A 22479-nucleotide genomic window follows, 5' to 3' on the forward strand; every position below is an offset into this window, starting at 1 on the left:
CCGAGCTTAGTCAGGGGAGCCCGGAAACGTGCCCCTTGAGCAGCGAGTATCCGACGAACGACACGAAGTCGAAGAGCGTGTGCGCGGCGACCAGCGGCCACAGCCGGTTCGTCTTCTGCCACAGCCGCCCGAACACCAGGCCCATGATGAAGTTCCCGACGAACCCGCCGAAGCCCTGGTACAGGTGGTACGACCCGCGCAGCACGGCCGCGCCGAACACCGCGGTGTTCTCCCGGACGCCGAGCTGCCGCAGCCGGGTCAGCAGGTACCCGATGACCAGTACTTCCTCGGCGAAGGCGTTGCCGAACGCCGAGAGCGTCAGCGAGATCGGCCGCCACCACGTATCGCCCAAAGTGGACGGTTGCACGGCCAGGCTGAAGCCGAGGTGGTAGGAGACGAAGTACAGCGCCAGGCCGGGGATGCCGATCAGGGCGGCGAGCACGACGGTCAGCAGCGCGTCCCGGCCCGGTGCCCGCCGGTCCAGGCCGATCTGCGCGACCTTGACGCCCGCGCGCCACAGCAGGTAGAGCCCGAGCGCGCCCCAGCCGACCAGCTGCGCCGCCGAGAGCAGCTGCTTGAGCAGGTCGATCAGGCTCGCCGCGGCCTGCGGCACGTTCAGCTGGGTCCGCTGCTGGGCCAGCGGCACCGGCTGCAGCAGCGAGTCCACAAGGGACAGCAGGCTGCGCACGCCGGACAGGCCCAGCGTGATCCCGAAGACGATCAGCAGCTCGAGCTTGATCGCGCGGCGCTCGGCCGGGTCCTCGATCGTCCCGGGGAACTCGGGGCGGGCCGGGGCCAGCCACGATCGCGCGGTGAACGTCATGGACGCACGCTACCTTCGGGGTATGCCGAGGAGCATCGCCACCAACGAAACCGTCGACCGCGCCGCGCTGGTCGAGTTCCTGTCGACCCGCCACCGCGCGATCCTGCTGACCACGAAGGCCGACGGCGGCCCGCAGCTCTCGCCGGTCACGTGCGGCGTCGACGCCGAGGGCAGGCTGGTCGTCTCGACCTACCCGAAGCGCGCGAAGGTCGTGAACATCAAGCGCAACCCGCAGGTGTCGGCCTGCATCCTGTCCGACGAGTGGAACGACCAGTGGGTGCAGCTGAACGGCACCGCCGAGGTGCTCGACATCCCGGACTCGGTCGAGCCGCTCGTCGAGTACTTCCGCGCCATTTCCGGCGAACACCCGGACTGGGACGAATACCGCGAGGCCATGGTCAAGCAGGGCAAGAGCATCATCCGCGTGACGATCGAGAGCTGGGGTCCGATCGCGAAGGGTGGTTTCCCCGCCGAACTAGCCTGACCGCCCGCGCAGGAACGGGCAGCCGACCAGCCGGCGCAGCTCCGACGCGAGCTGCGCCGGGCTGTCGACGGACTTCGAGAACGCCAGCCGCACGTCATGGTCGCCGGTGTCGGACTCGACGCGCAGCCGCAGCCCGAACCGGTCGAGCCCGAGCGGGCGGATCCGGCCGCCGCGCAACGCCGCCGGCAGGTGCTTCGCCAGCTGCTCGACGACGTCGGAGTGGTCGCTTTCCAGGTGCCGCAGCCACTGGGCCTCGTAGTCGTGGAACGGATCGGGCGGCGCCGCGCTGAACACGTGCGGGCGCAGCGAATGCGTGCCTTCGGCGTCGGCGAGCACGAGGGACGCCGGGGTCAGCCGCAGCAGCGTGACGCCGTGGCCGACGTCGAGGAGCCGTTCGTCCGGCCGCGTCTCGGCGATCGCCACCGCCCGCGCGCGGGCCGAAACCGGCGACAGCGGCCGCAGCCAGCCGGTGATCCACAGCAGCCCGCGGATCGGTTCCCGCAGGTCGACCGGGGCCTGGTCGGCGATTTCGACCATCACGGCCAGCTCGCCGCGCTGGGTCTGCTTCGCCGCGCGGACCATCGGATGGTCGTCGGGCAGCAGCACGCTGACGCTGCCGCTGTGGTGCACGTGGTGCAGGATCGGCACGACGCGCTCGCCGCCGGCGTCGGTGCGGTCGCAGGTCGGCAGCAACGACGCGGGGCCGTTGCGGGTCGCAATCGTCTTCGCGCGCTCGGCGGGGTTCGGCGCCGGCGGGCGGCGGACGGATGTCGGGGCCTCGGTCACGGCTCACCTCCTACTTAGGTGAGCCTAACCTGAATCCGGCGGTCTGGGTAGTCGTGGCGCGCCCGTCCCACCCGCTGATCGGCACATCCGGTAACGCCGGTGCCCACTTTGCCGAAAAGCGGTTAACAACCCGACCCCCTGGGGGTTTCGCGTGCCGATCGTCCCGTTCCCCGAGCGCGTCCGCGCTTTCGAACTCGACCCCGCCATGCCGTCCGGGGCCCTCCCGATCTTCGGCGAGTACCTCGACCGCCTCGGCCGCAACGCCGCCAACCAGCGGCTGCTGTCCTGGTTCCTCCTGGCGTTCGGCGTCGCCCAGTTCTTCACCGGCGCCGGGGTGGTGCTGCCGGTCGGCATCCTCGCGCTGGTGGGCTCGGTCGAGGCGTGGTGGCGGTACCGCGCCTACGTCCGCGTGCCGGACACCCGGCTGAAACGCGAGGCCTTCCGGCAGGTCGACATCGCCGCCGACGGTTTGGTCGCCGCCGGGCGGTCGGTCGGGGTGCGGCTGCCCGACGGCCGCTGGCTGCGCGTCCGGCTCGACGAGCCCTACCGGCTGCTGCTGGCCGCGCACCGGCGGGTGTGGCTGCTCGGCCGGGGGCCGAAGGTGTTCGTCGGGTTCCCCGGCGTGATGCGGGTCCGCCGTGCCCGCATCTTCGACGCGCCCCCGGCGGACGCGGCCGTCGTGGCCCCCGCGGCGGGGACGTATTCGCCTCGGCTCGACCCGGTGCTGGCCGCACACCGGCGCCGGATCGCCCGCGACCACCGCGCGCTGGCCGCGTTCCTGCTGGTTCTCGCCGGGTTCGCGGGCTGGGTCCGGCTCGACTTCCCGGCCACGGGCTGGATCACCTGGACGCTCGCGGGCGCGGCCCTGCTGACCGCGCTGGTGGCGGCGGCCCGGTCGATCGCCCACCACCGCCCCCTCCCGGCCGACCACTGGACGGAGCTGCGCGCGGTCCTGGACGGCCCGGTCCGCATCGGTCCCCGCGGCGCCCGGCTGAGCGGCTTGACGATGCTCGCGGACGGAACGGTGGTCGGCTTCCGCATGCCCACGGCGGACCCCTCGATGGCGGCGAACGTCGCGGCCACCGGACGGCTGTGGATAGCGGGCGTCCCCCGCCCCGGCGGAGCGACGGCGGGCGTGCCGGGCTACCCGGTGCTGGGCACGGTCTGGCTCGGCTGAACCGGCGTCCGGTCGTGGCGGGGCAGCAGGAGCGGCGTCGCCAGCACGAGGACCCCGGCGATCCCGATCGCCCAGCGCGGGCCGGTGATCCCCGCGAGCACGCCCCAGAGCGCGGTCAGCGTGGCGATCGACGCCTTCGTGCTGACCGACCAAGCCGACAGCGTCCGCGCGACCCGGTCCGTCGGGAGCTGCTCGAGCCGGTAGGTCGCGAGCACCGGGTTGAACACGCTGCAGCTGACGATCAGGCCGAGCTCGACGGCCATCACGTACGCCAGCCCGCCGGTGCCCGGGATGAAGGCGAGCGCGAGCAGCCAGCACGCCCGGACCGTGCCGGCCGTGACCAGGACGCGGTGCCGCCCGAACCGGGCCACGAGCCTCGGGGTCAGCCGTGAGCCGGCGAGCCCGCCGAGGCACGGGACGGCGAACGCGAGCCCGTACTGCCACGGCGTGAACCCGAGGTGGTTGAGCATCAGCACGGCGAGCAGCGGCTCGGTGCCCATGATCAGCCCGTTGAACAGCAGGACGTTGCCGAACAGCGGCCGCAGTCCCGGGTGCTTCAGCACGAACCGCCACCCGTCGGCCAGGTCCCGCGCGCGCAGCCGGGTGGTGGTGCGCGGGCGGGGTTCGCCACCGCCGATCGCCCGGATTCCGAGCGCGGAGAGCAGGAAGCTGACGGCGTTGGCGGCCACCGAGGTCACCGGCCCGAACAGCGCGAACGCGGCCCCGCCGAGCGGCGGGCCGAGCGCGGTGGCGGTCCAGTTCGTGGCCTCGAACCGGCCGTTCGCGACGAGCAGGTCTTCCGGAGGCACCAGGCCCTTGAGAAAGGCGCCGCTGGCAGAGGTAAAGGTGATGTCCGCCGCGGCGACGACCACCGAGACGGCGAGGAGCTGGCCGAAGCTCAGCACCCCGAGTGCGTAGGCGGCCGGCACGCTGACCAGCGCGGCGAACCGGACGAGGTCCATGGCGATCAGCACCGGCCGCTTGCGGCGGTGGTCGACCCACGGCCCCAGCGGCACGGCCACCAGCGCCCCGACGGCGGGCCCGACCGCGGCCAGCGCCGAGACGGCCGTGGGCCCGGCGTGCAACACCAGGATCGCGAGCATGGGGAAGGCACCGAAGCCGAGCCACGTCCCGAACGCGCTCACCGCGTAAGCCGACCAGAGCCACCTGAACCGCGGCCCCAGCGACCGCCCGCGCATCACCGGGAGATCAAAGCCGGGAACGGCCGCGCGCGGCAAACAACCGACGCGGCGGCGAGCCACAACGCCGCGTTGTGAATCTAGAGTCGGTCGTCGTGGACCTCGAGGCCGTGCGCACCTTCGTCGCCGTGGTGGAGGCGGGCCGGTTCCAGGACGCCGCCACCGACCTGGCGATCACGCAGCAAGCCGTGTCGAAGCGCATCGCCGCGCTGGAGAAGGTGCTCGGGGTGCGGCTGTTCACGCGCACCGCCCGCGGCGCCGTGCTGACCGGGGACGGAACGGCCTTCCTGCCGCACGCCCGCGAACTGCTGGCGGCCGAGCTGCGGGCGCTGGCCTCGGTGCGCGGCGGGCCGCTCCGGGTCGACGTCATCGGCAGGCGGCTGTGCCCGGCGACGTTGCTGCGCGAGTTCCACGAGGCCCACCCGGACGTCGCGCTGGAGGTCGCGACGCTCTTCGACACCGCGATCGGGGCGATCCGGGAGGGCTCGGTCGACGCGTCGTTCCGCGCGGTCGTCACGCTGCCCGAGGACCTCGACGCGCAGTGGGTGCTCGACGAGCCGATCCAGCTGTTGTGCGGCCCCGCGCACCCGCTGGCGGAATCGTCCTCGGTGACGCCGGCCGAGCTGGCCGGGCTGCGGATCCGGCTGCCCGGCGTGGTGCCCGGAACCGAGTGGGGCGCGTACTACGCCGAGTTCGCGGCCGCGTTCGGCCTGTGGATCGATGCCGCCGGACCGAACTTCGGCATCGAGGTGGTGCTGGACACGATCGCGGCGTCGGGGGAGGTGGCGACGTTGCTCGGCGCGGGCAGCCGGGTGTTGTGGCCGCCCGGGCACGACCTGCGGCGCGTGCCGATCGAAGACCCCGTGCCGGTGTACCCGCATTCGCTGGTGTGGCGCCGGGGCAACGCGCACCCCGGGCTCACGGCGCTTCGGCGTCACCTCGCGAAGAGCGAGCGCGTCGCCGGCGCGTGGCGGCCGAGCTGGGCCGCCTAACCCAGCGACTTCCGCGTCGCCTGCTCGGTCTCCAGGACGCCCTGCCGGATGCCCTCCAACTGGTCGCTCAGCTCCCGCACCGCGCCGGTGTCCACCGCGACGTCCGTCGTCGTCGCCGTCAGCTCCGCCACCCTGGCCACCAGGCTGTCCAGGCCGAGCGCGCCGGACTGCAGCTGGGCCAGCAGCTTGTCCCGGGCGCCGGACAGCCGCGTGTGCACGTCCGCCTGGGCCTGGACCGCCGTCAGTGCCTGCTCCAGGTCACCGCGCACCTCCGGCCGGGCCGTGCGCAACTCGCGCTGCAGCCGGCGCCGTTCGTGCGCGACGGCGTCGAGGTCGACCCTCGCCAGCGCCTGGCCGGTCGCCGAAGCGCGGCCCGCCAGCCGCTGCAGCGTCGACAGCGTCTCGCGGACCACTGGCTCCATGTCCGCGACGCGCTCGGCGAGCGGGCCGTTCGCCAGCGAGCCGCTCAGCGACGCGAACCCGTCCGCCGCGGCCGACGCCCGGTGCAGCCACGTCTCCTCGGCCGACCCGGGCGTGACGTCCGGCAGCCGCGCTTCACGCGGGGGCGGTTCCTTCTCGCGGGTGGCCACCGCCACGCCCGCCCGCGCGGCGAGCACCGCCACGCCGACTCCGACGGCGGCGACGACCGGCAGCTGCACGGCCCACGCCACCCCGGCCGACGTCGCGGCGAGCAGCAGCCCCCACGGTTCGGCGAGCTCACGGGCGAACTTCATGTCAGAAATTCGAGATCACGGAGGTGAAGACCTGGTTGATCGAGTCCGGTTTGGACGAATCGTACTCCGATCCGGCGGTCGCTTCCGCGATCTGCTTCAGCACGTCCTGGTCGGCGTCCGAACCGTAGGCGATGGTGAACAGCCGGACCGCCTCCGCGTTGCCCTCCGGCCGCAGCTGTGGCAGCAGGTGGTCGAGGTCGACGCCGCCGGAGTCCTCGTTGCGGCCGTCGGTGAGCACCACGACCGCGTTGATCGCCGTCGGGTCCAGGTGGGCGTTCATGTACTCGTACGCGGCCAGCGACGAGTCGTACAGCCCTGTGCCGGACTGGGGCGTCAGCCCGCTCAGCCGCATGGCCAGGGTCTCCTTGCCGCTGGTCCCGAGCGCCTGGACCGGTAGCAGCTCCTGGTAATCCTTATCGCCGTCGAGGTGGGCCGAGAACTGCCAGAGCCCGACCTGGTCGCGCGGCACGAACTGGCCGAGTGAGTCGATCGCGGCCTGCTTCGCCAGGTCGATCTTGCTCTTGCCGGTGCCCTTCACCTCGTCACCCATCGAACCCGAGACGTCCACCACGAGCAGCACGTTCGCCTTCTTGCGCAGGTCGGTCCACGACGTCAGCAGCTTCGACAGCACCGACGGCGACGGCGGCCGCAGGAAGCTGATCTTCGTGTCCGGCTGGACGCCGTTGGCCGGCGTCGCCTGCGGTCCGGGCTTGCCGTCGAACGACCGGAAGCCGAGGGCGGCGAACTTCGCCTGGGTCTCGTCCTGGCGCAGGTAGCCGAGGAAGTCCGCGGCGATCTGCTTGCGCGTCTGATCCGCCCAGTTGAGCGTGACGAACGGGTGGTCGGAGTTCAGCGTCCCGTCGCCCGGGTAGATCGCCACCAGCGGCACCTTCGGCGGGCCGTGCTGCCCGACCTTGGCCGGGTCGTTCGTCGGGTTGCCCTGGTTGTAGCCGATCAGCGAGTTCTCCTCGACGGTGACCGCCGAGATGTACGAGAGCGCGGCGCCCTTGTCGTCGGCCTTCTGGAGGTTGGTCAGGAAGGTGAGCGTGGTGTCGCCGTAGTGCACGATCGCCTGCTCGATGTTCGTGACGAACTGCTTCGCGTCCGGCTTCTCCAGCGCGGCCGCGGTGAGGTCGGACGACGTGCCGGTGGCCGCGTAGTAGGCGCCGATGGTGGCGTTCAGCCCGGACGTCGAGATGTTCGGGTTCGTCTTGCCCAGCCGGAACCTGCCCCACTCCGGGTGGCCGTACTTCGCCCACCCCGCCGGGTCGGTGGCCAGCCCCGCGAGGTCCTTCCAGCCGATCGATTTACCGGGCCAGCCCAGCGCCTCCGCCATCGGCTTCGGCATCGCGACGACCAACGGCGCGTTCGCGACCGACGGCGCGTCGCCGTCCGGCACGAGCGAGCCGGTGTCGCCCTTCGCGTTGACCCGCAGCAGGTTGACCCAGCCGCTCGCAGCCGGTGTCCAGACGTCCGGGCGCGGCCCGTCGGTGGCTTCGTTCCAGCCGTTCGCCAGCGCCTGCATCGCCACACCGGACGATTTCGATTTCACGATCACATCGACGCAATGGCCCGCGACCGACCGTCCGGAGTAAGCCTTCGCGGCTTCTTGGACGATTCCGGCCTTCTCCGGTGAAGACGCGATGGTGAGCGCGATCGCGTCCGAGCCTGAGCACTTCGGCGCGTCGGCTTCGTCGCTCGAGCTGCTGGTCCAGTACCGGATGCCGATGATCAAGGCGATGGCGACCACGATGGCGGCGAGGAACGGGAGAATCTTTCTCCTGCGCCGCGTTGGTTGGGAATTGATCATCGAATCCTCCCCGTTCCGCCACCCGGAAGTTCATTATCCGGGTGCCGGAACGGGGAGGGGACGGTAATTCCGGAAACTTGACTACGACTTAGAGCTTGTCTCATGTGGTGAGTTTGCGGAGTTTCTTGTAGCAGATGAGGCTGGCTCCGAGGAGGAGGAAGGCGAGGAAGTGTTCGGCTTTGCGTTCGTAGCGCAACGTGAGGCGGCGGTATCCGGTGAGCCAGGCCACGGTTCGTTCGATCACCCAGCGGTGCCGGCCGAGTTTGTCCTTGGCTTCGATGCCTTTGCGGGCGATGCGGACCTTGATGCCGCGGTCGCGGACCCAGCGGCGCAGGCCGGGCTGGTCGTAGGCCTTGTCGGCGTGGAGCTTGGCCGGCTTGCGCCGGCGCGGGCCACGGCGTGATTTGATCGCCGGGATCGCCATCACCAGCGGTTTGAGCGCGGCCGAGTCGTGCGTGTTCGCGGCGGAGACCGCGACGGCCAGCGGCAGTCCGGCGCGGTCGGACAGGGCGTGAATCTTCGAACCGGGCTTGCCGCGATCCACCGGGCTCGGACCGGTCAAAGATCCCCCCTTTTGGCCCGCACGCAGGCACCGTCCACGATCGCCCGGCTCCAGTCGATGAGGCCCTGGCTGCCGAGCTCGTCCAGCAGCGCGTGATGCAAGCGCCGCCACAGCCCGGCTTTCGTCCACTGACTGAAGCGGCGGTGCGCGGTCTGAAACGGCACCCCGAACGACGGCGGCAGATCCCGCCACGCACAACCGCTGGTCAGCACGTACACGATCGCCGTGAACACCGCACGAGCATCCACCGGCGCCGTGCCACCACCCTGCGGACGCGGCGCGAACACCGGAATCAACGGCTCCACCAACGCCCACAGCTCATCCGGCACCAACCGCAACGACAACCGATCAACCACAGCAAAGATCATCGCTCACCAGCGACCGATCACCACGTAAGACACGCTCTTAGGGCCCCGGCGCGACCACGTCCACGCGTAGCCCGGGTCCTCGGACGCATCGGCGGCCTCGCCGAGCTCCAGCGGCGCGAAGGTGTCGACCATGACGGCGGTCTCGTCGAAGAATTCCGCGCCGATCGACGCCTCCGCCGCGCCCGGCTGCGGGCCGTGCGTGAAGCCGGACGGGTGCAGCGAGAGCGAGCCGATCCCGATCCCGGAGCCCTTGCGGGCCTCGTAGTTGCCGCGCACGTAGAACATCAGCTCGTCGGAGTCGACGTTCGCGTGGTTGTACGGCACCGGGATCGCGCCCTCGTGGTAGTCGACCTTCCGCGGGCAGAAGGAGCAGACCACGAAGTTCGGGCCCTCGAACGTCTGGTGCACGGGCGGCGGCTGGTGCACGCGGCCGGTGATCGGCTCGAAGTCGTCGATGTTGAACACCCACGGGTAGAGGCAGCCGTCCCAGCCGACGACGTCGAAGGGGTGCGTCGCGTACGTGTAGCGGGTCAGCCCGGCGCGGTGCCGCACGAGCACCTCGACGTCTTCGCTGTCCTCCAGCAGCGGCTCCTCGGGCCCGCGGATGTCGCGCTCGCAGTACGGCGAGTGCTCCAGGAACTGCCCCTTGGCGGACAGATAGCGCTTCGGCGGCCCGATGTGCCCGCGCGCCTCCAAGGTGAAGAGGTTGACCTCGCCGTGCGGGACGACCCGGTAGGTGCACGAAGTCGGGATCACGACGTAGTCGCCGTCGCCGACCTCGAGGCGGCCGTAGATGGTCTCGAAGGTGGCCGAGCCGCCGTGGACGTAGAACAGCTCGTCGCCGGCCGCGTTCCGATACAGCGGGCTGGGCGCGGTCGCCGTGACGAACCCGATGGTGACGTCGTTGTTGCCGAACAGGCGGCGGCGGTCGGTCACCGCGTCGGCCTCGCCGCCGAACTTGAGGTCCTGGGTCCGGAACGCCCGCGGCTTGAGCGGGTGGTTCGGGGTGAGCGACCCGCGGTCTTCCTCGACCGCGACGGCGTCGACGATCGCCGTCGGCAGGCCGCGGTGGTAGAGCAGCGCGGAGTCGGCGGAGAAGCCCTCGACGCCCATCAGCTCTTCGGCGTAGAGGCCGCCGTCCGGCTTCCGGAACGCGGTGTGCCGCTTGTGCGGGAGCTCGCCTACTCGCCGGTAATAAGGCATCGACGTCCCCTTCTGACGTGTCCGTTGTGCGAACGATTTTGTCCTCATGTCGTACGCTACTAGCGTGTCAGTCGTGTCAAGCGCTGTGGAACTCACGCCCCCCGGCCCCCGTGGAATTCCTCCCCTGTTCGCGAGGCTCGTCGACGACTCGGCGCTGTTCCCTCCGGTCGGTGCGGCCATGCCCGAAGCGCTGCGTGCGCACTTCGCCAGCCGGGACTCCGAACACGCCGGTGTACTGGGGGTTTTCCTCTGCCAGGCGTCGCGGCTGCCCGAGCTCATCACCGAGCTGATCAAGATCAAGCCGAAGCAGCCGCTGCCGCTTTCGCTGATCATCGACACCGGCCTCGGCGGCGTCCCGAAGGCCATCTCGATCGTCGAATCGCGCAGTGAGCTGCTCGCGCTGCGGATGGTCGAGATGCCGGCGCCGTCGGACGTCGACGAGGTGTGGCTGGAGCGCGTCTCGGAGTTCGTCCCCGAGGACGTCATCCGCGTGGTCGAGCCGCGGCGCGGCGTCGGCTGGCTCGACGGCGTCCGCAAGGTGATCGAACACGGCAGCTGGCCCAAGATCCGCTGCGGCGGCCAGGCGGGCGAGAACTTCCCCAGCGTCGACGAGGTGGCGGACTTTCTCGCCGTCGTCAGCGGGTCGACCGGGGCGTCGTTCAAGGCGACGAACAGCCTGCACCGCGCGGTCCGGCACACCGACCCGGACACCGGGTTCGTGCACCACGGCTTCCTGAACCTGCTCGTGGCCTCCGCGCGCAGCCTCGCCGGCGGCGACGTCCGCGGGGCGCTGGAGTCGACCGACGCCCAGGCGCTGGCCGACGAGGCCCGTGCGCTGTCCGAGCCGGCCGCGAAGGCCGTGCGGGCGCTCTTCGCGTCCTACGCCGCGGCGTCGTTCGAGGAGCCGGTCGCCGACCTGGGCGAACTCGGCTTGCTGTGACCAGCCGGGAGGGGTCGCTGACGCTCGACCGGGGCTTGGCGCTGCTGCAGGCCGTGGCCGACGCCGGGGGCGACGCGGCGACCATCTCCGAGCTGGCCGTGGCCATCGGGGCCAGCCGCGCGGCCGTCTACCGGCTGCTGGTGCCGCTGTCCGAGCGCGGGCTGGTCTGGCGCGACGGCACGAAGGTCCGGCTCGGCGTCGGGCTGCTGCGGCTGGCCGGGCAGGTGCTCCCGCAGCTGCGGGACGCGGCCGGCCCGGTGCTGCGCGAGCTGGCCGAGAAGGTCGGCGCGACCGCGCACCTGTCGGTCGCGCAGGGGACGCAAGCGCTTGCGGTGGCTGTCGTCGAGCCGTCGTGGACCAATTTCCACGTGGCCTACCGGGTGGGCAGCCGGCACGCGCTGACCGCCGGTGCGGCCGGCAAGGCGATGTCGCTGCGGCCGGGCGGCGACGGCTGGGTGACGTCGGCGGGCGAGCTCGAGGCCGGGGCGTCCGGCGTCGCGGCGCCGGTGCGCGGGGTGCCGGGGCTGCGGGCGAGCGTCGGCGTCGTCTCGCTGGAGCCGCTGAAGGCGGCCGAGGTGGGTCCTCAGGTCGTTCTGGCCGCCACCCGGCTCGCCGACATCCTGAAGACGGACGGCTAACGCCGCGAGACCGCCATCAGCGGCCGGACCATCGTCAGCAGCAGGGCGACGTCGACGGTGAACAGCAGGCGCTCGAACAGGCCGAGCGTCAGCGTGAAGACGAACCCGCCGAGCACCACGCCGACGGCCACGAGGCTCGCCGTCGCCAGCCGCCGGATCGTCGTCCGGCGAGGCTCCCAGGGGCAGCGCTCGCGGTTCTTCTTCGTCAGCACGAAGGCGGCCGCGGGCAGGGCGATGAACGCCGTCAACGCGGCGACGTTGTGGACCTGACCGGCGAGCGACCGCGCCTGGCCGTCCGGGTCGACGGGCACCAGGCCGCACACGAGCAGCCCGGCCGACCAGACCCCGAGCAGCACGCAGACGGCCGTGGTGCCGGGGCGGTGGGCCTTCGCGATGCCGGCGAGCAGCGCCACCGAGCCGAGGGACAGCGCCAGGCACATGACGCTGAACAGCGGGGCGGCCGAGGACGTGCCGAGCTTGCCGTAGACGTACTCCGACAGCGTCTGCCAGATCGGGCTGACCTGGCCCGACAGCCGCAGGTGCAGGTCGATCGAGATGGCCACGGCGACGCCGATGCCGCCGAGCGCGACCCGGCCGTGCAGCGGCGAGACGGCGTGCGAGTTCACCTGGTGCTCTCCCTTTCGTTTCCGAAAGGTTACCGGGTGAACCTGTGAGGCGGCGGTCAGAAGGCCAGCTGGAGCAGGGCGAACGCGGCGAATCCGGCAAAGGCGAACCCGGCGCAGCGCTGGATCAGCTTCGGCTTGATCCGGCTGCGGATCTTCCCGCCGATGAACACGGCGAGCCCGGCGACCACGACGAGCGCGGCGAAGGCGCCGACGCCGACGGCGAACGGGTTGCCGATACGGGCGGCGAGGCTGGCGGTGGCGAGCTGGGAGGCGTCACCCCACTCGGCGGCGAAGAGCACACCGAAGGACGTCATCGCCGAGCGCGTGAAGGACGATGGCGAGGGGCCGGTGCGCGAAGCGTCTTCGCCTGCTTCGTCGGCTTTGCTGAATCCCTCGCGAAGGAGCATGAAAGAGCCGAGGCCGAACATCGCGGCGACGACCAGCGAAAGGACAACGTCCGGTAACAGCGTCAACACGCTGCCGAACGCGACGGCTATGACGCACTGCACGGCGAACGCGGCGCACACCCCGGCGAAAACCGGCCAGCCGCGGAAACGGGTGGTCAGCACGAGGGTGGCGACGAGTGTCTTGTCCGGCAGCTCCACGGCGAGGACCAGGCCGAACGCGCTGATCAGCGCCACCATAGCGGCAGTCATGAGTATTGTTTCGCCCCTTTCACTGCAACGATAAAGGGGAGTTCGGGAAGTATGCAAGCAGATGGCTTCCGCGAAATTGCTGGATCGGCGGTCATGAAATTGACGTCGAGGGGTGTCGCACAAATTTCTTCGGCATGCCTGAATTTCGGTTGTGGCCTGCGGTAGGTTCACCGGCATGGGGTCACGGGCGCGGGCTGCGCAGGTCGAAGAGGTCATCCGCCGGGTGGAAGCTCACTACGTCTTCCCGGACGTCGCCGAGAAGCTGGTGAAGCTGCTTCGCGCGCGTCTCGACGAAGGCGCGTACGCGAACCTCGACGACGTGGCATTGGCGACGGCCGTCACAGCGGACCTGCAGTCGGTGAACGACGACAAGCACCTGCGGCTGCGTCACCACTTCGATCCGGTGGCAGAGGACGGTGACGCGGAGCACGCCTCCGAGGACTTCCGGCGCTCCGCCGAGCTGGAGAACCTCGGGATCGCGGCGGTCCGGCGGCTGCCGGGCAACGTCGGCTACCTCGACACGACCATGCTCTACCCGATCGACCTCGCGGCGCAGTCGTTCGCGGCGGCGATGACGCTGATCGCCCCGGCCGACGCGCTGCTGCTCGACGTCCGGCGCAACCGCGGCGGCGACCCGGAGACCAGCGCGTTCCTGCAGAGCTACCTCGTCGACGAGCGGACCCACTACCTCGACTTCTACGAGCGCGACGGCGACCGCGTCACCCAGATGTGGACGCTGCCGTACGTCCCGGGGCCGAAGTTCGGCGGCACCAAGCCGATCTGGGTGCTCACCGGCCCGGTGACGTTCTCCGGTGGCGAGGACCTCGCCTTCTCACTGCAGCGGCAGGGCCGGGCGAAGACCGTCGGCGAAGTGACGCGCGGCGGCGCCCACCCCTGCGACCGGTACAAAGTGGACACCCACCTGGACGTGACCGTGCCGATCGCCCGCTCGTACGACCCGAAGTCGGGGGAGAACTGGGAGGGCTGCGGTGTGTCGCCGGACATCGCGGTCGCCGCGGACCAGGCCTTCGACACGGCGTATGCGCTGGCCCTGCGGCACGTCCTCGAACTGGGCGAAGAGGGCCCGCGGCGGGTCGTGGCGGAGGAGGCGCGAAAGGCGCTCGACCAGCTGTAGGACGTTGGTCCCGCCGCGAACGGGACCAGTTGATCTGGCTGCGTCACCAGGCCCGGAGCACGCTGGACCACGTGGAGGTCCTTGAGCTAGCGCGGTGGCAGTTCGGCATCACCACCGTCTACCACTTCCTGATGGTCCCGCTGACCATCGGGCTGTCGATCCTGGTCGCGGCGATGCAGACCCGCTGGGTCCGCACCGGTGAGCTGCGGCACCTGAAGATGACCAAGTTCTGGGGCAAGCTGCTGCTGGTCAACTTCGCCATGGGCGTGGTGACCGGGATCGTGCAGGAGTTCCAGTTCGGGATGAACTGGAGCGCGTACTCCCGCTTCGTCGGCGACGTTTTCGGCGCGCCGCTGGCGATGGAGGGGCTTGTCGCCTTCTTCGTCGAATCGACGTTCCTCGGCCTGTGGATCTTCGGCTGGGACCGGCTGCCGAAGAAGGTCCACCTGGCCTGCGCGTGGGCGTTTTCGCTGGCCACGATGGCGTCGGCGTACTTCATCCTGGCCGCGAACTCGTGGATGCAGCACCCGGTGGGCGTGACGTTCGAGAACGGCAAGCCGACCATGAACTCGATCTGGGCGGTGCTGACGAACAACACGGCGCTGGCCGCGATCCCGCACACCCTGGCCGGCGCGTTCTCGGTGGCGGCGGCGTTCCTGGTGGGCGTCGCGGGCTGGCACCTGTGGCGGCGCGGATCGGATAAGGACGTCTGGCGCTCTTCGCTGCGCCTCGGCGGCTGGGTCGGCGTGGCGGCGTTCGCGGTTCTGGCGATCACCGGTGACGCGCAGGGCAAGCTGATGTTCGAGCAGCAGCCGATGAAGATGGCGTCGGCGGAAGCGCTGTGCCACACGGAACAGCCGGCGAGCTTCTCGATCATCGCGATCGGCGACGTGTCGGGCGCGAACTGCGAGGACGTGAAGACGTTCAACGTGCCCGCGCTGCTGTCGTTCCTGGCACACAACGACTTCACGACCGAGGTCAAGGGCGTGGAGAACCTGGTCTCGGAGTACCAGGCCAAGTACGGCACGAACTACCCGGACGACCCGGCGCTGGGGTCGCTGGCGGGCAAGCCGATCGACTACGTGCCGAACCTCCCGGTGACGTACTGGGGCTTCCGCATGATGATCGGCTTCGGCGCGGTCTCGGCGGGTATCGGTGTCCTGGCCCTCTGGCTGACTCGCCGCGGCCGCGTCCCGACCGCCCGCTGGTTCCCGCTGCTGGTCCTCGGCGGCATCGCGACGCCGTTCCTGGGCAACAGCGCGGGCTGGATCTTCACCGAGATGGGCCGTCAGCCGTTCGTGGTGGTCCCCAACCCGACGGGTGTGGACGGCGTGTGGATGTTCACCGCCCAGGCGGTGTCCCGGCTGACCACGGGCGAAGTGTGGACCTCGTTGATCGCCCTGACCACGGTGTACGCGGCCCTGGGCGTGGTGGAGGTGTTCCTGATGCGCAAGTACATCCGCGGCGGCGTGGACGCGGTGATGCCCCCGCCGAAGAAGGACTCCGACGAGGCCGAAGGCGACACGCTCGCCTTCGCGTACTGAGGAGGTCAAGATGACAAAACCCCAGCTCAGCGGCTATGCAGCAGCCCCTGTCTTACCAAAGGCATCCCCCGCCCTTCCCGGGGGGCGTCCCCGAACCCAGTGTATCGGCTCGATCACTCTCCAGGGTTACCCACAGCAAATCTGTGGACAACTCGACCCGTTGTGGATAACTCATCGCGACCGGGCCGCGGAAGGCAGGACCCGATGACCCTCGCAATCGTCTGGTTCGCCGTCATCGCCTTCTTCTGGCTCGGCTACCTCTTCCTCGAAGGCTTCGACTTCGGCGTCGGCATGCTGCTGCCCGTCCTCGCGAAGGACAACACCGAACGGCGCGTCATGGTCAACACCATCGGGCCGGTCTGGGACGGCAACGAGGTCTGGCTCATCGTCGCCGGCGGGGCCATGTTCGCCGCCTTCCCCGCCTGGTACGCGGGCCTGTTCTCGGCCGCCTACCTGCCGCTGCTGCTCGTGCTGCTCGCTCTCATCGGCCGCGGCGTCGCCTTCGAATACCGCGGGAAGGTCGACTCCGACCGCTGGCGGCGCAACTGGGACCGCGTCATCATGGCCGGCTCGTGGATCCCGACGCTGGGCGTCGGCCTCATCCTCGCCACCACCGTGCTCGGCCTGCCGCTCGACGCCGACGGCAACCGCGTCGGCTCCGCGTTCGCCGCCGTCCGCTGGGACACCCTGCTCGGCGCGGTCGCGATCGCCGCCTTCTCGATCACCCACGGCGCCGCGTTCCTCGCCCTCAAAACCAGCGGTGAACTGCGGGAACGGGCGCGCACGTTCGCGCTGAGACTGCTGCCGGTCGCCATGGTGCCGATGGTCGCGTTCCTCTCGGTCGTCCAGTGGCGCGCCGGGACGTTGTGGACACTGCTCTCGTTCGGGATCAGTGCTCTCGCTGCGGCCGTCGCCTGGCTGCGGCTGCGGGCCGACCGCGACGGGCAGGCGTTCGCCGCGCTCGGCGTCGTCATCGCCGGAGCCGCGGTGGTCATGTTCGGCTCGCTGTTCCCGAACGTCCTGCCGTCGACCCTCGACGCCGCCAACACGCTCACCATCGAGGGCGCCGCGTCGAGCCCGTACACGTTGACCGTGATGACCTGGGTCGCCGTCTTCGGCGCCCCGGCGGTGCTGATCTACCAAGGCTGGACGTACTGGGTGTTCCGCAAGCGGATCGGTACTCAGCACATTCCGGCGGTTCACGCACCATGAGCAAGCTTCCCGGACGCGTCACCCTTCTCGCCTCGGAGTCCACAGTGGACTCGGCGCGGCCGGGAAAGGGCCCGCTCGGCGCGCTGCCGGCCCTCGTGCCTGCCGTGCGCCGGGCGCTGGCCCTGGTGGGTTTCCTCGCCTTCCTCAACGCCGCCGCGCTGGTGGCACAGGCATTCCTGCTCGCCGACGTCCTCGCGGCGATCGTCGGAGCAGGTTCCGGGGGACGCACCGCCCAGCTGGCCGCGCTGCTCGCGCTCGTCGCGACGCGCGCGCTGACCGGCTGGGCGGTGCGCACGGTCTCCGCCCGCGCCGCCGCGACCGCGCAACGCGAGCTGCGCACCAAGGCCGTCGACCACGCGCTGCGGCTGGGACCCGAGTGGATCGCCCAGCGCGGCCACGGTGAGCTGACCGCGCTCACCACCCGCGGCCTCGACGCGCTCGACGCCTACTTCCGCGAGTACCTGCCCGCCTTGGTGACGGCGGCCGTCGTGCCCCTCGGCGCCGGCGTGGCGATTTTGTTCGCCGACTGGCCGTCCGGCGTGATCATCGCGCTGACCGTGCCGCTGCTGCCGATGTTCGCCATCCTCGTCGGCAAGTACACCGCCGACCGCGTCGCCGGCGCGACCGACGCGACGCACCGGATGTCCGAGCGGCTCCTGGAACTCGTCCGCGTGCTGCCGGTGCTGACCGCGTTCCGCCGTGCCGCGGCGCAGGCCGAGACCGTCCGGGGCCTGTCCGAACGCCACCGCCGCGCGACGCTCAAGACGTTGAAGGTCGCCTTCTCCTCGGCGTTCGTCCTCGAACTGGTCGCGACGCTGTCGGTGGCGCTGGTCGCGGTCGTGATCGGCGTCCGGCTCGCCGGCGGCCACCTGCCGCTGGCCATCGGGCTCGGCGTGCTGATCCTCGCGCCGGAGTGCTACCAGCCGCTGCGCGCGGTCGGCGCCGCGTTCCACGCGAGCGAGGATGGCGTCGAAGCGGTCCGGCGCGTCGCCGACTTGCTGGCCCTCCCGGTGCGCACCGAAGGGACCGCGACTCCGGCTCGCGGCGAGCTGCGCGTGTCGTCCCTGCGCGTTGCGCGCCGCGGAGGCTTCGCGCCGGACGGCGAGTCGTTCTCGGTCCGTCCGGGCGAGATCGTCTGGCTCCGCGCCCCGAGCGGTGGCGGCAAGTCGACGACGCTCTCGGCCCTGCTCGGCTTCGTCCCGGCGCACGACGGCGCCATCACGGTCGGCTCGACCGACCTCGCCGACGCCGACCTCGCGCGCTGGCGCGAGCAGGTCGCGTGGGTGCCGCAGTCGCCGGTGTTCACGGGCGGGACGGTCCGCGACGAAGTGGGCGCCTCCGGCACGGTGCTCGCCGAACTCGGCCTGGCCGGACTCGAGGACCGGCCGGTTTCCCAGCTGTCGCTGGGGCAACGCCAGCGTGTCGCCGTCGCCCGGGCCCTGCACCGGGTGCAGCGCGGCGCTTGGCTGCTGCTGCTCGACGAGCCGACGGCGCACCTCGACGAGGCCAGCGCGCGCCTGGTGCTCGACGCGGTGCAGCGCGCCGTCGACAACGGCGCCGCGGCGGTCATCGCGGCCCACGAGCGCACGGCGGCCGTCGATTTGCCGTCCGACGCCGCCGCTCCCACCGAGACGTCCACAGTGGACTCCTCGGGTACGCCGCTGAAGTGGCGCGCGCTGCTCGACGGACGGCTCTTCGGCGGCGCCGCGCTGGGCGCGCTGGCGCTGCTGGCCGGGGTGGCGCTGACGGCGACGTCGGGCTGGCTCATCGCCAAGGCGTCCCAGCAGCCGCCGATCCTGACGTTGACGGTGGCGGTCGTCGGCGTCCGCGCGTTCGGCCTCGGCCGCGCGGCGCTGCGGTACGTCGAACGGCTAATCACGCACGACGCCGCGTTCCGCATCGCCGGCCGTCTCCGCGTGCGGCTGTGGAATTCGCTGGTCCGCCTCGGGCCGGCGCGTGGCCTGCGCGCGGGCGAGGGCCAACGCCGGCTGGTCGGCGACGTCGACACCGTGCGCGACCTCCTGCCGCGGGTGGTGTCGCCGCTGCTGGTGGTGACGCTGGTCGCGGCCGGGGCGATCGCCGTGCAGACGTGGGTGCTGCCCGCCGCTGGGTGGACGCTCGCGGCGGCGGTGGCACTCGGGTTGTGCGCGCCGTGGGTCGCCCTGCGTGCCGAGCGCCGGGCGACGTCGGCGCTGGCGGACGGCCGTCGCGAGGTGGCCTCGCGAGTGCTGGTGGTGTTCGAAGCGGCGGCCGAGCTGCTCGCTTTCGGGACGGCTCGTGAACACCGCCGAGCCCTCGCGGACGCTGACACCCGCCTGGTGACGCAGGCGCGTCGGCAGGCGTTCGGCGCGGGCGCGGCGGAAGCGCTGGTCACGCTGGCCTGCGGCGCGGCTGCGGTCATCAGCACTGCGCTCGCTGCGACTGCGGTGACGAGCGGAAGGCTCGATCCGGTCCTGGCGCCGCTGCTGGCCCTGGTGCCGCTCGCGCTGGCGGAGGTCTTGGCGCTGCTCGCGCCGGTGGCGCAGCACTGGGACACGCTGCAACGCGCCCGTCGCCGCCTCGCCGACGTGCCGGAACGGCCCTCGCCGGCGCCGGGAACGGCGGTTGCGCTGCGGGGAGCGGACCTCGGCTGGCCGGGCGGACCGGTGGTGCTGCACGACGTCGACGTCGAGCTCGCACCGGGCACGTACACGGCGGTGGTCGGCCCGAGCGGCGCGGGCAAGTCGACGCTCGTCGCCGCGTTGCTGGGGTTCCTCGCGCCGCGGCGTGGGGTGGTCACCGTGCCGGAGGGGGTGGCGTGGGCCCCGCAGGAGCCGATGCTCGCGGCGACGACGATCGCCGAGAACCTCCGCCTGGCCCGCCCGGCGGCGACGGAGGAGGAGCTGCGTTCGGCGTTGCGCGGCGCGGCGCTGACCGACGTCTCGCCGGAGACGGTGCTCGGCAGCGGCGGCAGCGGACTGTCCGGCGGCCAGGCTCAGCGGGTGGCCCTGGCGCGGGCGCTACTCGGGGCGCCGTCGGCGGGGCTGGTGCTGCTGGACGAGCCCACCGCGCACCTGGACGAGGAGACGGCCCGAGTTGTCCGGGCGCACCTGCGTGAGGTGCTGGCGGGCCGGACCGTGGTGCACGTGACGCACCGCGCGGACGAAGCGGACGGAGCGGACGTGGTCCTCGAGCTGCGCGACGGCCGGGTCGTCACCCGGGTGCCGGTGCCGTGATCGATTCCCGCTGTGTCCTTGCCGCGCCGCCACCGCGCCGCGCGATAATGACGGAACTCATGGATCCGACGCTAGCCGCGCGGGCGCTGTCCGCCGCCACAGAGATCACGAGCACCGCCCTGTCCGGCGACGACCCGGGAGCGGTGCTGGACACGGTCGTGGCCCGAGCAGCCGAACTCGCCGACGCCGACCTGGGCCTGGCGATGGTGAGCACGGAGGACGGCCGGGTGGTGGTCGAGGCCGCCCACTACGCGACCAGCGAACACGCCCGGCCCGACGAGGCGAGCGCGGGACCGCGCGCCTCGGCCGCAGAACCCGAAGCTGACGCACTCGCCGATGACACGTCCGGCTCCGGCGGTGACCCCGCCGCCGACCGCATGTCGGGTGAGGCCCTGCGTGGCCTGGCTCTCCCCGCCGACTCAGCGGCCGGGCAGGTCGCCCGGGGCGGGGAACCCGTCTCCAGCGAGGACTTCACCGTCGATCCGCGGACCGCTCCCTACGTGCCCGCCGAACTCCAAGGCTATGGGCCCTTCGCCGCCGCGCCGTTCGGATCCGGGGGACGGGTTCTCGGGTCGCTCACCGTCTACCGGAAGCGTGGGCGGGAGCCCTTCTCCGCCGGGACCGTCGAGATGCTCGTCGCCTTCGCCGCCCAGGCCGGCGTTGTGCTCGCCCTCGCCGAAGGCGCCAACGCGCGCCACCGGGTCGCCCTCTACGAAGAGCGCGAGCGCATCGCCCGCGAGCTGCACGACGTCATCGTCCAGCGGCTCTACGGTGCCGGGATGCAGCTGGACCGCGTGCGGCGCAACATGCGCAAGCGGTTCGCCCAAGCCGACGGGGCGCGGCTGTCCGACGCCATCGACCAGCTCGACCAGACCATCGAGGAAATCCGCGGCACCGTGCGCGCGCTGCGGTCACCGGAGCCTCGCCACGACACCGGCACGCCCACCGACCTCGCCGAGTCGGCGCGCGGCGAGGTTCGCATCGCCGGCGAGCTGCTCGGCTACCCGCCGACCCTGGAGCTGTCCGGCGAATTCGCCGACATCCCCGCGGAACGCGCCGACCACATCCGGGCCGCGCTGCGGGAAGCACTGTCCAATGTGGTCCGGCATTCCGGCGCCAGCGAAACCCGCGTGACGCTGACCAGGGACTCCGGCGGGGTCAAACTCCGCGTGCGGGACAACGGTTCCGGTGTTCCCCAAGGCGTGGCCACCCGTGGCCTCCGCCATCTCGCCGAACGCGCGGACGCTGCGGGCGGGAAGTTCTTCCTGAACTCCTCACCCAGCCTCGGCACCCTCGTCGCGTTCGACCTGCCGCTCGACTGACCTGCGTTTCGGCGAATCATCCTTCTCGGGTCATCCAGCCTCCCTTCCACGCCCTCGCCGTTGATCTTACCGGCTCGTCGAACATATATTCGACTCACGTTGGGGTGAATCTTCGCTGGTGAAAAGCCTGATCGACGTGGCGGACCGTGACGAGAGGACGAAAAGGTCGCAGCGAACGGCGGATTGCGGCCACGCCGGCCGCGGACGGTTACTTCTCGCGCCGCGCGATCCACGCGGCGGCCTGCGTCCGGCGCTGCATGCCGAGCTTCGCCAGCACCGACGTGACGTAGTTCTTGACCGTCTTCTCCGCGAGGAACAACCGCTCCGCGATCTCGCGGTTCGACAGGCCCTGGCCGATCAGCTCGAGCACGTCTCGTTCGCGTTCGGTGAGCGTCGCCAGCTCGTCCGTCGGTGGGTGCCGCATCTTGTCCAGCACCCGGGCGGTGCTCACCGGGTCGAGCAGCGACCGCCCGGCCGCCACCTCGCGCACCGCGTTCACCACGTCCTGGCCGCGCACCTGCTTCAGCAGGTAACCCGCGGCACCGGCCATGATCGCGCCGACCATCGCCTCTTCGTCGTCGAACGCGGTGAGCATCAGGCAGGCCGGCGGGTTCGGCTTCGACCGCAGTTCGCGGCAGAGCGTGATGCCGTCGCCGTCGCCGAGGCGGACGTCGACCACCGCGACCTCCGGCTCGACGTGCATCGCCACCGCCAGTGCCTCTTCGACGGTGCTCGCTTCGGCGACGACCTCGATGTCGGGCTCGTCGCCGAGGAGGTCGCGGAGCCCGCGGCGGACCAGTTCGTGGTCGTCGACGAGCAGTACCTGGATCGGCATACCTCGAGGTTACGGGGTGCGCGGACGCCGCGGTGGCGGCCGGTCGGCACCGTCACACGTGAATTACCTCAAAGTGTGACCGGGTAACCCGTAACATTCCGGCCGGTACGCATTCCGGGGCGGCAAATCAGCAGGTCAAAGCGGAAACGGCGAAGAATCACCAGAAGCGTCGTTCTTCGTGGAGCGCTGGCATTTCCGAAATTCCGGAATGGTCCGTA

The 22479-nt window shown here is 71.3% G+C and carries 20 protein-coding genes; 10 read left to right on the forward strand and 10 right to left on the reverse strand.

The annotated features are described in order from the left end of the window. Positions 1-10: 10 nt before the first annotated feature. Positions 11-823 carry a CPBP family intramembrane glutamic endopeptidase gene (locus tag ACFPLC_RS15060; protein WP_378205691.1) on the reverse strand — a complete coding sequence of 271 codons (813 nt, stop codon included), beginning with the start codon at positions 821-823 and terminating at the stop codon, positions 11-13. 22 nt (positions 824-845) lie between these two features. Between ACFPLC_RS15060 and ACFPLC_RS15065 the strand changes: the two genes are divergently transcribed. Next, entirely contained in the window at positions 846-1307 is a 462-nt protein-coding gene (locus tag ACFPLC_RS15065) for a PPOX class F420-dependent oxidoreductase (protein ID WP_378205693.1), read from the forward strand. Here ACFPLC_RS15065 and ACFPLC_RS15070 read toward each other — a convergent pair. Beyond that, positions 1299-2093, reverse strand: coding sequence for a DUF2470 domain-containing protein (locus ACFPLC_RS15070; protein WP_378205696.1), 795 nt, complete (start codon positions 2091-2093; stop codon positions 1299-1301). The two genes, ACFPLC_RS15065 and ACFPLC_RS15070, sit on opposite strands and share 9 nt — an antisense overlap. 151 nt (positions 2094-2244) lie before the next feature. Here ACFPLC_RS15070 and ACFPLC_RS15075 point away from each other — a divergent pair, with 151 nt between their 5' ends. Next, positions 2245-3270 carry a hypothetical protein gene (locus tag ACFPLC_RS15075; RefSeq protein ID WP_378205698.1) on the forward strand — a complete coding sequence of 342 codons (1026 nt, stop codon included), beginning with the start codon at positions 2245-2247 and terminating at the stop codon, positions 3268-3270. Here ACFPLC_RS15075 and ACFPLC_RS15080 read toward each other — a convergent pair. Further along, positions 3237-4472: an MFS transporter gene (locus tag ACFPLC_RS15080; protein ID WP_378205701.1), complete on the reverse strand. Its 1236-nt coding sequence runs from the start codon at positions 4470-4472 to the stop codon at positions 3237-3239. The genes ACFPLC_RS15075 and ACFPLC_RS15080 overlap by 34 nt on opposite strands. A gap of 92 nt (positions 4473-4564) precedes the next feature. Here ACFPLC_RS15080 and ACFPLC_RS15085 point away from each other — a divergent pair, with 92 nt between their 5' ends. Then, positions 4565-5461, forward strand: coding sequence for a LysR family transcriptional regulator (locus ACFPLC_RS15085; protein ID WP_378205704.1), 897 nt, complete (start codon positions 4565-4567; stop codon positions 5459-5461). Here ACFPLC_RS15085 and ACFPLC_RS15090 read toward each other — a convergent pair. The 4 genes from ACFPLC_RS15090 to ACFPLC_RS15105 all read right to left on the reverse strand — a co-directional run bounded on the left by ACFPLC_RS15090 (position 5458) and on the right by ACFPLC_RS15105 (position 10138). Beyond that, positions 5458-6195, reverse strand: a complete 738-nt coding sequence (locus ACFPLC_RS15090) for a hypothetical protein (RefSeq protein WP_378205707.1) — start codon at positions 6193-6195, stop codon at positions 5458-5460. The two genes, ACFPLC_RS15085 and ACFPLC_RS15090, sit on opposite strands and share 4 nt — an antisense overlap. A gap of 1 nt (position 6196) precedes the next feature. Further along, on the reverse strand, positions 6197-8005 hold the full coding sequence (locus tag ACFPLC_RS15095) for a substrate-binding and VWA domain-containing protein (protein WP_378205710.1): 1809 nt from the start codon (positions 8003-8005) through the stop codon (positions 6197-6199). A gap of 100 nt (positions 8006-8105) precedes the next feature. Continuing rightward, positions 8106-8935 (reverse strand): IS5 family transposase gene (locus ACFPLC_RS15100; protein ID WP_378235683.1). Its coding sequence is split into 2 segments (ribosomal slippage): positions 8106-8581 and positions 8581-8935, totalling 831 coding nucleotides; the frame shifts between segments, so codons are not numbered across the junction. A gap of 3 nt (positions 8936-8938) precedes the next feature. After that, positions 8939-10138: a homogentisate 1,2-dioxygenase gene (locus ACFPLC_RS15105; protein ID WP_378197434.1), complete on the reverse strand. Its 1200-nt coding sequence runs from the start codon at positions 10136-10138 to the stop codon at positions 8939-8941. Between the two features lie 85 nt (positions 10139-10223). Between ACFPLC_RS15105 and ACFPLC_RS15110 the strand changes: the two genes are divergently transcribed. Both ACFPLC_RS15110 and ACFPLC_RS15115 read left to right on the forward strand, forming a co-directional pair. After that, complete coding sequence (locus ACFPLC_RS15110; protein WP_268246867.1) at positions 10224-11078, forward strand: hypothetical protein; 855 nt, start codon at positions 10224-10226, stop codon at positions 11076-11078. After that, complete coding sequence (locus tag ACFPLC_RS15115) at positions 11075-11716, forward strand: IclR family transcriptional regulator (protein WP_378197431.1); 642 nt, start codon at positions 11075-11077, stop codon at positions 11714-11716. The genes ACFPLC_RS15110 and ACFPLC_RS15115 overlap by 4 nt, the downstream gene beginning before the upstream one ends. On the opposite strand, the gene ACFPLC_RS15120 is transcribed toward ACFPLC_RS15115, so the two are convergent. Beyond that, positions 11713-12342 carry a DUF998 domain-containing protein gene (locus ACFPLC_RS15120; RefSeq protein WP_378197428.1) on the reverse strand — a complete coding sequence of 210 codons (630 nt, stop codon included), beginning with the start codon at positions 12340-12342 and terminating at the stop codon, positions 11713-11715. The genes ACFPLC_RS15115 and ACFPLC_RS15120 overlap by 4 nt on opposite strands. Positions 12343-12398: 56 nt before the next feature. Then, the gene (locus ACFPLC_RS15125; protein ID WP_378197460.1) at positions 12399-12986 is read right to left on the reverse strand and encodes a TMEM165/GDT1 family protein; all 588 of its coding nucleotides are present in this window, start codon (positions 12984-12986) and stop codon (positions 12399-12401) included. Between the two features lie 187 nt (positions 12987-13173). On the opposite strand from ACFPLC_RS15125, the gene ACFPLC_RS15130 reads away from it, so the two are divergent. From ACFPLC_RS15130 to ACFPLC_RS15150, 5 genes are all read left to right on the forward strand, one after another. Continuing rightward, positions 13174-14133, forward strand: a complete 960-nt coding sequence (locus ACFPLC_RS15130) for a S41 family peptidase (protein WP_378197425.1) — start codon at positions 13174-13176, stop codon at positions 14131-14133. Between the two features lie 71 nt (positions 14134-14204). Next, positions 14205-15677, forward strand: a complete 1473-nt coding sequence (locus ACFPLC_RS15135; RefSeq protein WP_378197423.1) for a cytochrome ubiquinol oxidase subunit I — start codon at positions 14205-14207, stop codon at positions 15675-15677. A 204-nt stretch (positions 15678-15881) separates the two neighbouring features. Continuing rightward, positions 15882-16889: a cytochrome d ubiquinol oxidase subunit II gene (gene cydB, locus ACFPLC_RS15140; RefSeq protein WP_378197420.1), complete on the forward strand. Its 1008-nt coding sequence runs from the start codon at positions 15882-15884 to the stop codon at positions 16887-16889. Next, positions 16886-20104 (forward strand): thiol reductant ABC exporter subunit CydD, encoded by a 3219-nt coding sequence (gene cydD / locus ACFPLC_RS15145; RefSeq protein WP_378197417.1) that lies wholly within the window; start codon positions 16886-16888, stop codon positions 20102-20104. Before cydB ends, cydD begins: the two co-directional genes overlap by 4 nt. Before the next feature lie 59 nt (positions 20105-20163). Then, complete coding sequence (locus ACFPLC_RS15150; protein ID WP_378197414.1) at positions 20164-21426, forward strand: GAF domain-containing sensor histidine kinase; 1263 nt, start codon at positions 20164-20166, stop codon at positions 21424-21426. A 208-nt stretch (positions 21427-21634) separates the two neighbouring features. On the opposite strand, the gene ACFPLC_RS15155 is transcribed toward ACFPLC_RS15150, so the two are convergent. Continuing rightward, a complete protein-coding gene (locus ACFPLC_RS15155; RefSeq protein ID WP_033261005.1) occupies positions 21635-22261 on the reverse strand; it encodes a response regulator in 627 nt (208 codons plus the stop codon). Between the last annotated feature and the right edge of the window lie 218 nt (positions 22262-22479).

The organism is Amycolatopsis plumensis, assembly GCF_042652605.1.
Classification (GTDB): Bacteria; Actinomycetota; Actinomycetes; order Mycobacteriales; family Pseudonocardiaceae; genus Amycolatopsis; species Amycolatopsis plumensis.

What these genes read in the sequence shown, in the direction of transcription:
- ACFPLC_RS15105 (WP_378197434.1), bottom strand. Translation starts at nt 10,138, where the DNA reads ATGCCTTATTACCGGCGAGTAGGCGAGCTCCCGCACAAGCGGCACACC.
- ACFPLC_RS15150 (WP_378197414.1), top strand. Translation starts at nt 20,164, where the DNA reads ATGGATCCGACGCTAGCCGCGCGGGCGCTGTCCGCCGCCACAGAGATC.
- ACFPLC_RS15155 (WP_033261005.1), bottom strand. Translation starts at nt 22,261, where the DNA reads ATGCCGATCCAGGTACTGCTCGTCGACGACCACGAACTGGTCCGCCGC.
- cydB (WP_378197420.1), top strand. Translation starts at nt 15,882, where the DNA reads ATGACCCTCGCAATCGTCTGGTTCGCCGTCATCGCCTTCTTCTGGCTC.
- ACFPLC_RS15060 (WP_378205691.1), bottom strand. Translation starts at nt 823, where the DNA reads ATGACGTTCACCGCGCGATCGTGGCTGGCCCCGGCCCGCCCCGAGTTC.
- ACFPLC_RS15065 (WP_378205693.1), top strand. Translation starts at nt 846, where the DNA reads ATGCCGAGGAGCATCGCCACCAACGAAACCGTCGACCGCGCCGCGCTG.
- ACFPLC_RS15125 (WP_378197460.1), bottom strand. Translation starts at nt 12,986, where the DNA reads ATGGTGGCGCTGATCAGCGCGTTCGGCCTGGTCCTCGCCGTGGAGCTG.
- ACFPLC_RS15095 (WP_378205710.1), bottom strand. Translation starts at nt 8,005, where the DNA reads ATGATCAATTCCCAACCAACGCGGCGCAGGAGAAAGATTCTCCCGTTC.
- cydD (WP_378197417.1), top strand. Translation starts at nt 16,886, where the DNA reads ATGAGCAAGCTTCCCGGACGCGTCACCCTTCTCGCCTCGGAGTCCACA.
- ACFPLC_RS15090 (WP_378205707.1), bottom strand. Translation starts at nt 6,195, where the DNA reads ATGAAGTTCGCCCGTGAGCTCGCCGAACCGTGGGGGCTGCTGCTCGCC.
- ACFPLC_RS15130 (WP_378197425.1), top strand. Translation starts at nt 13,174, where the DNA reads ATGGGGTCACGGGCGCGGGCTGCGCAGGTCGAAGAGGTCATCCGCCGG.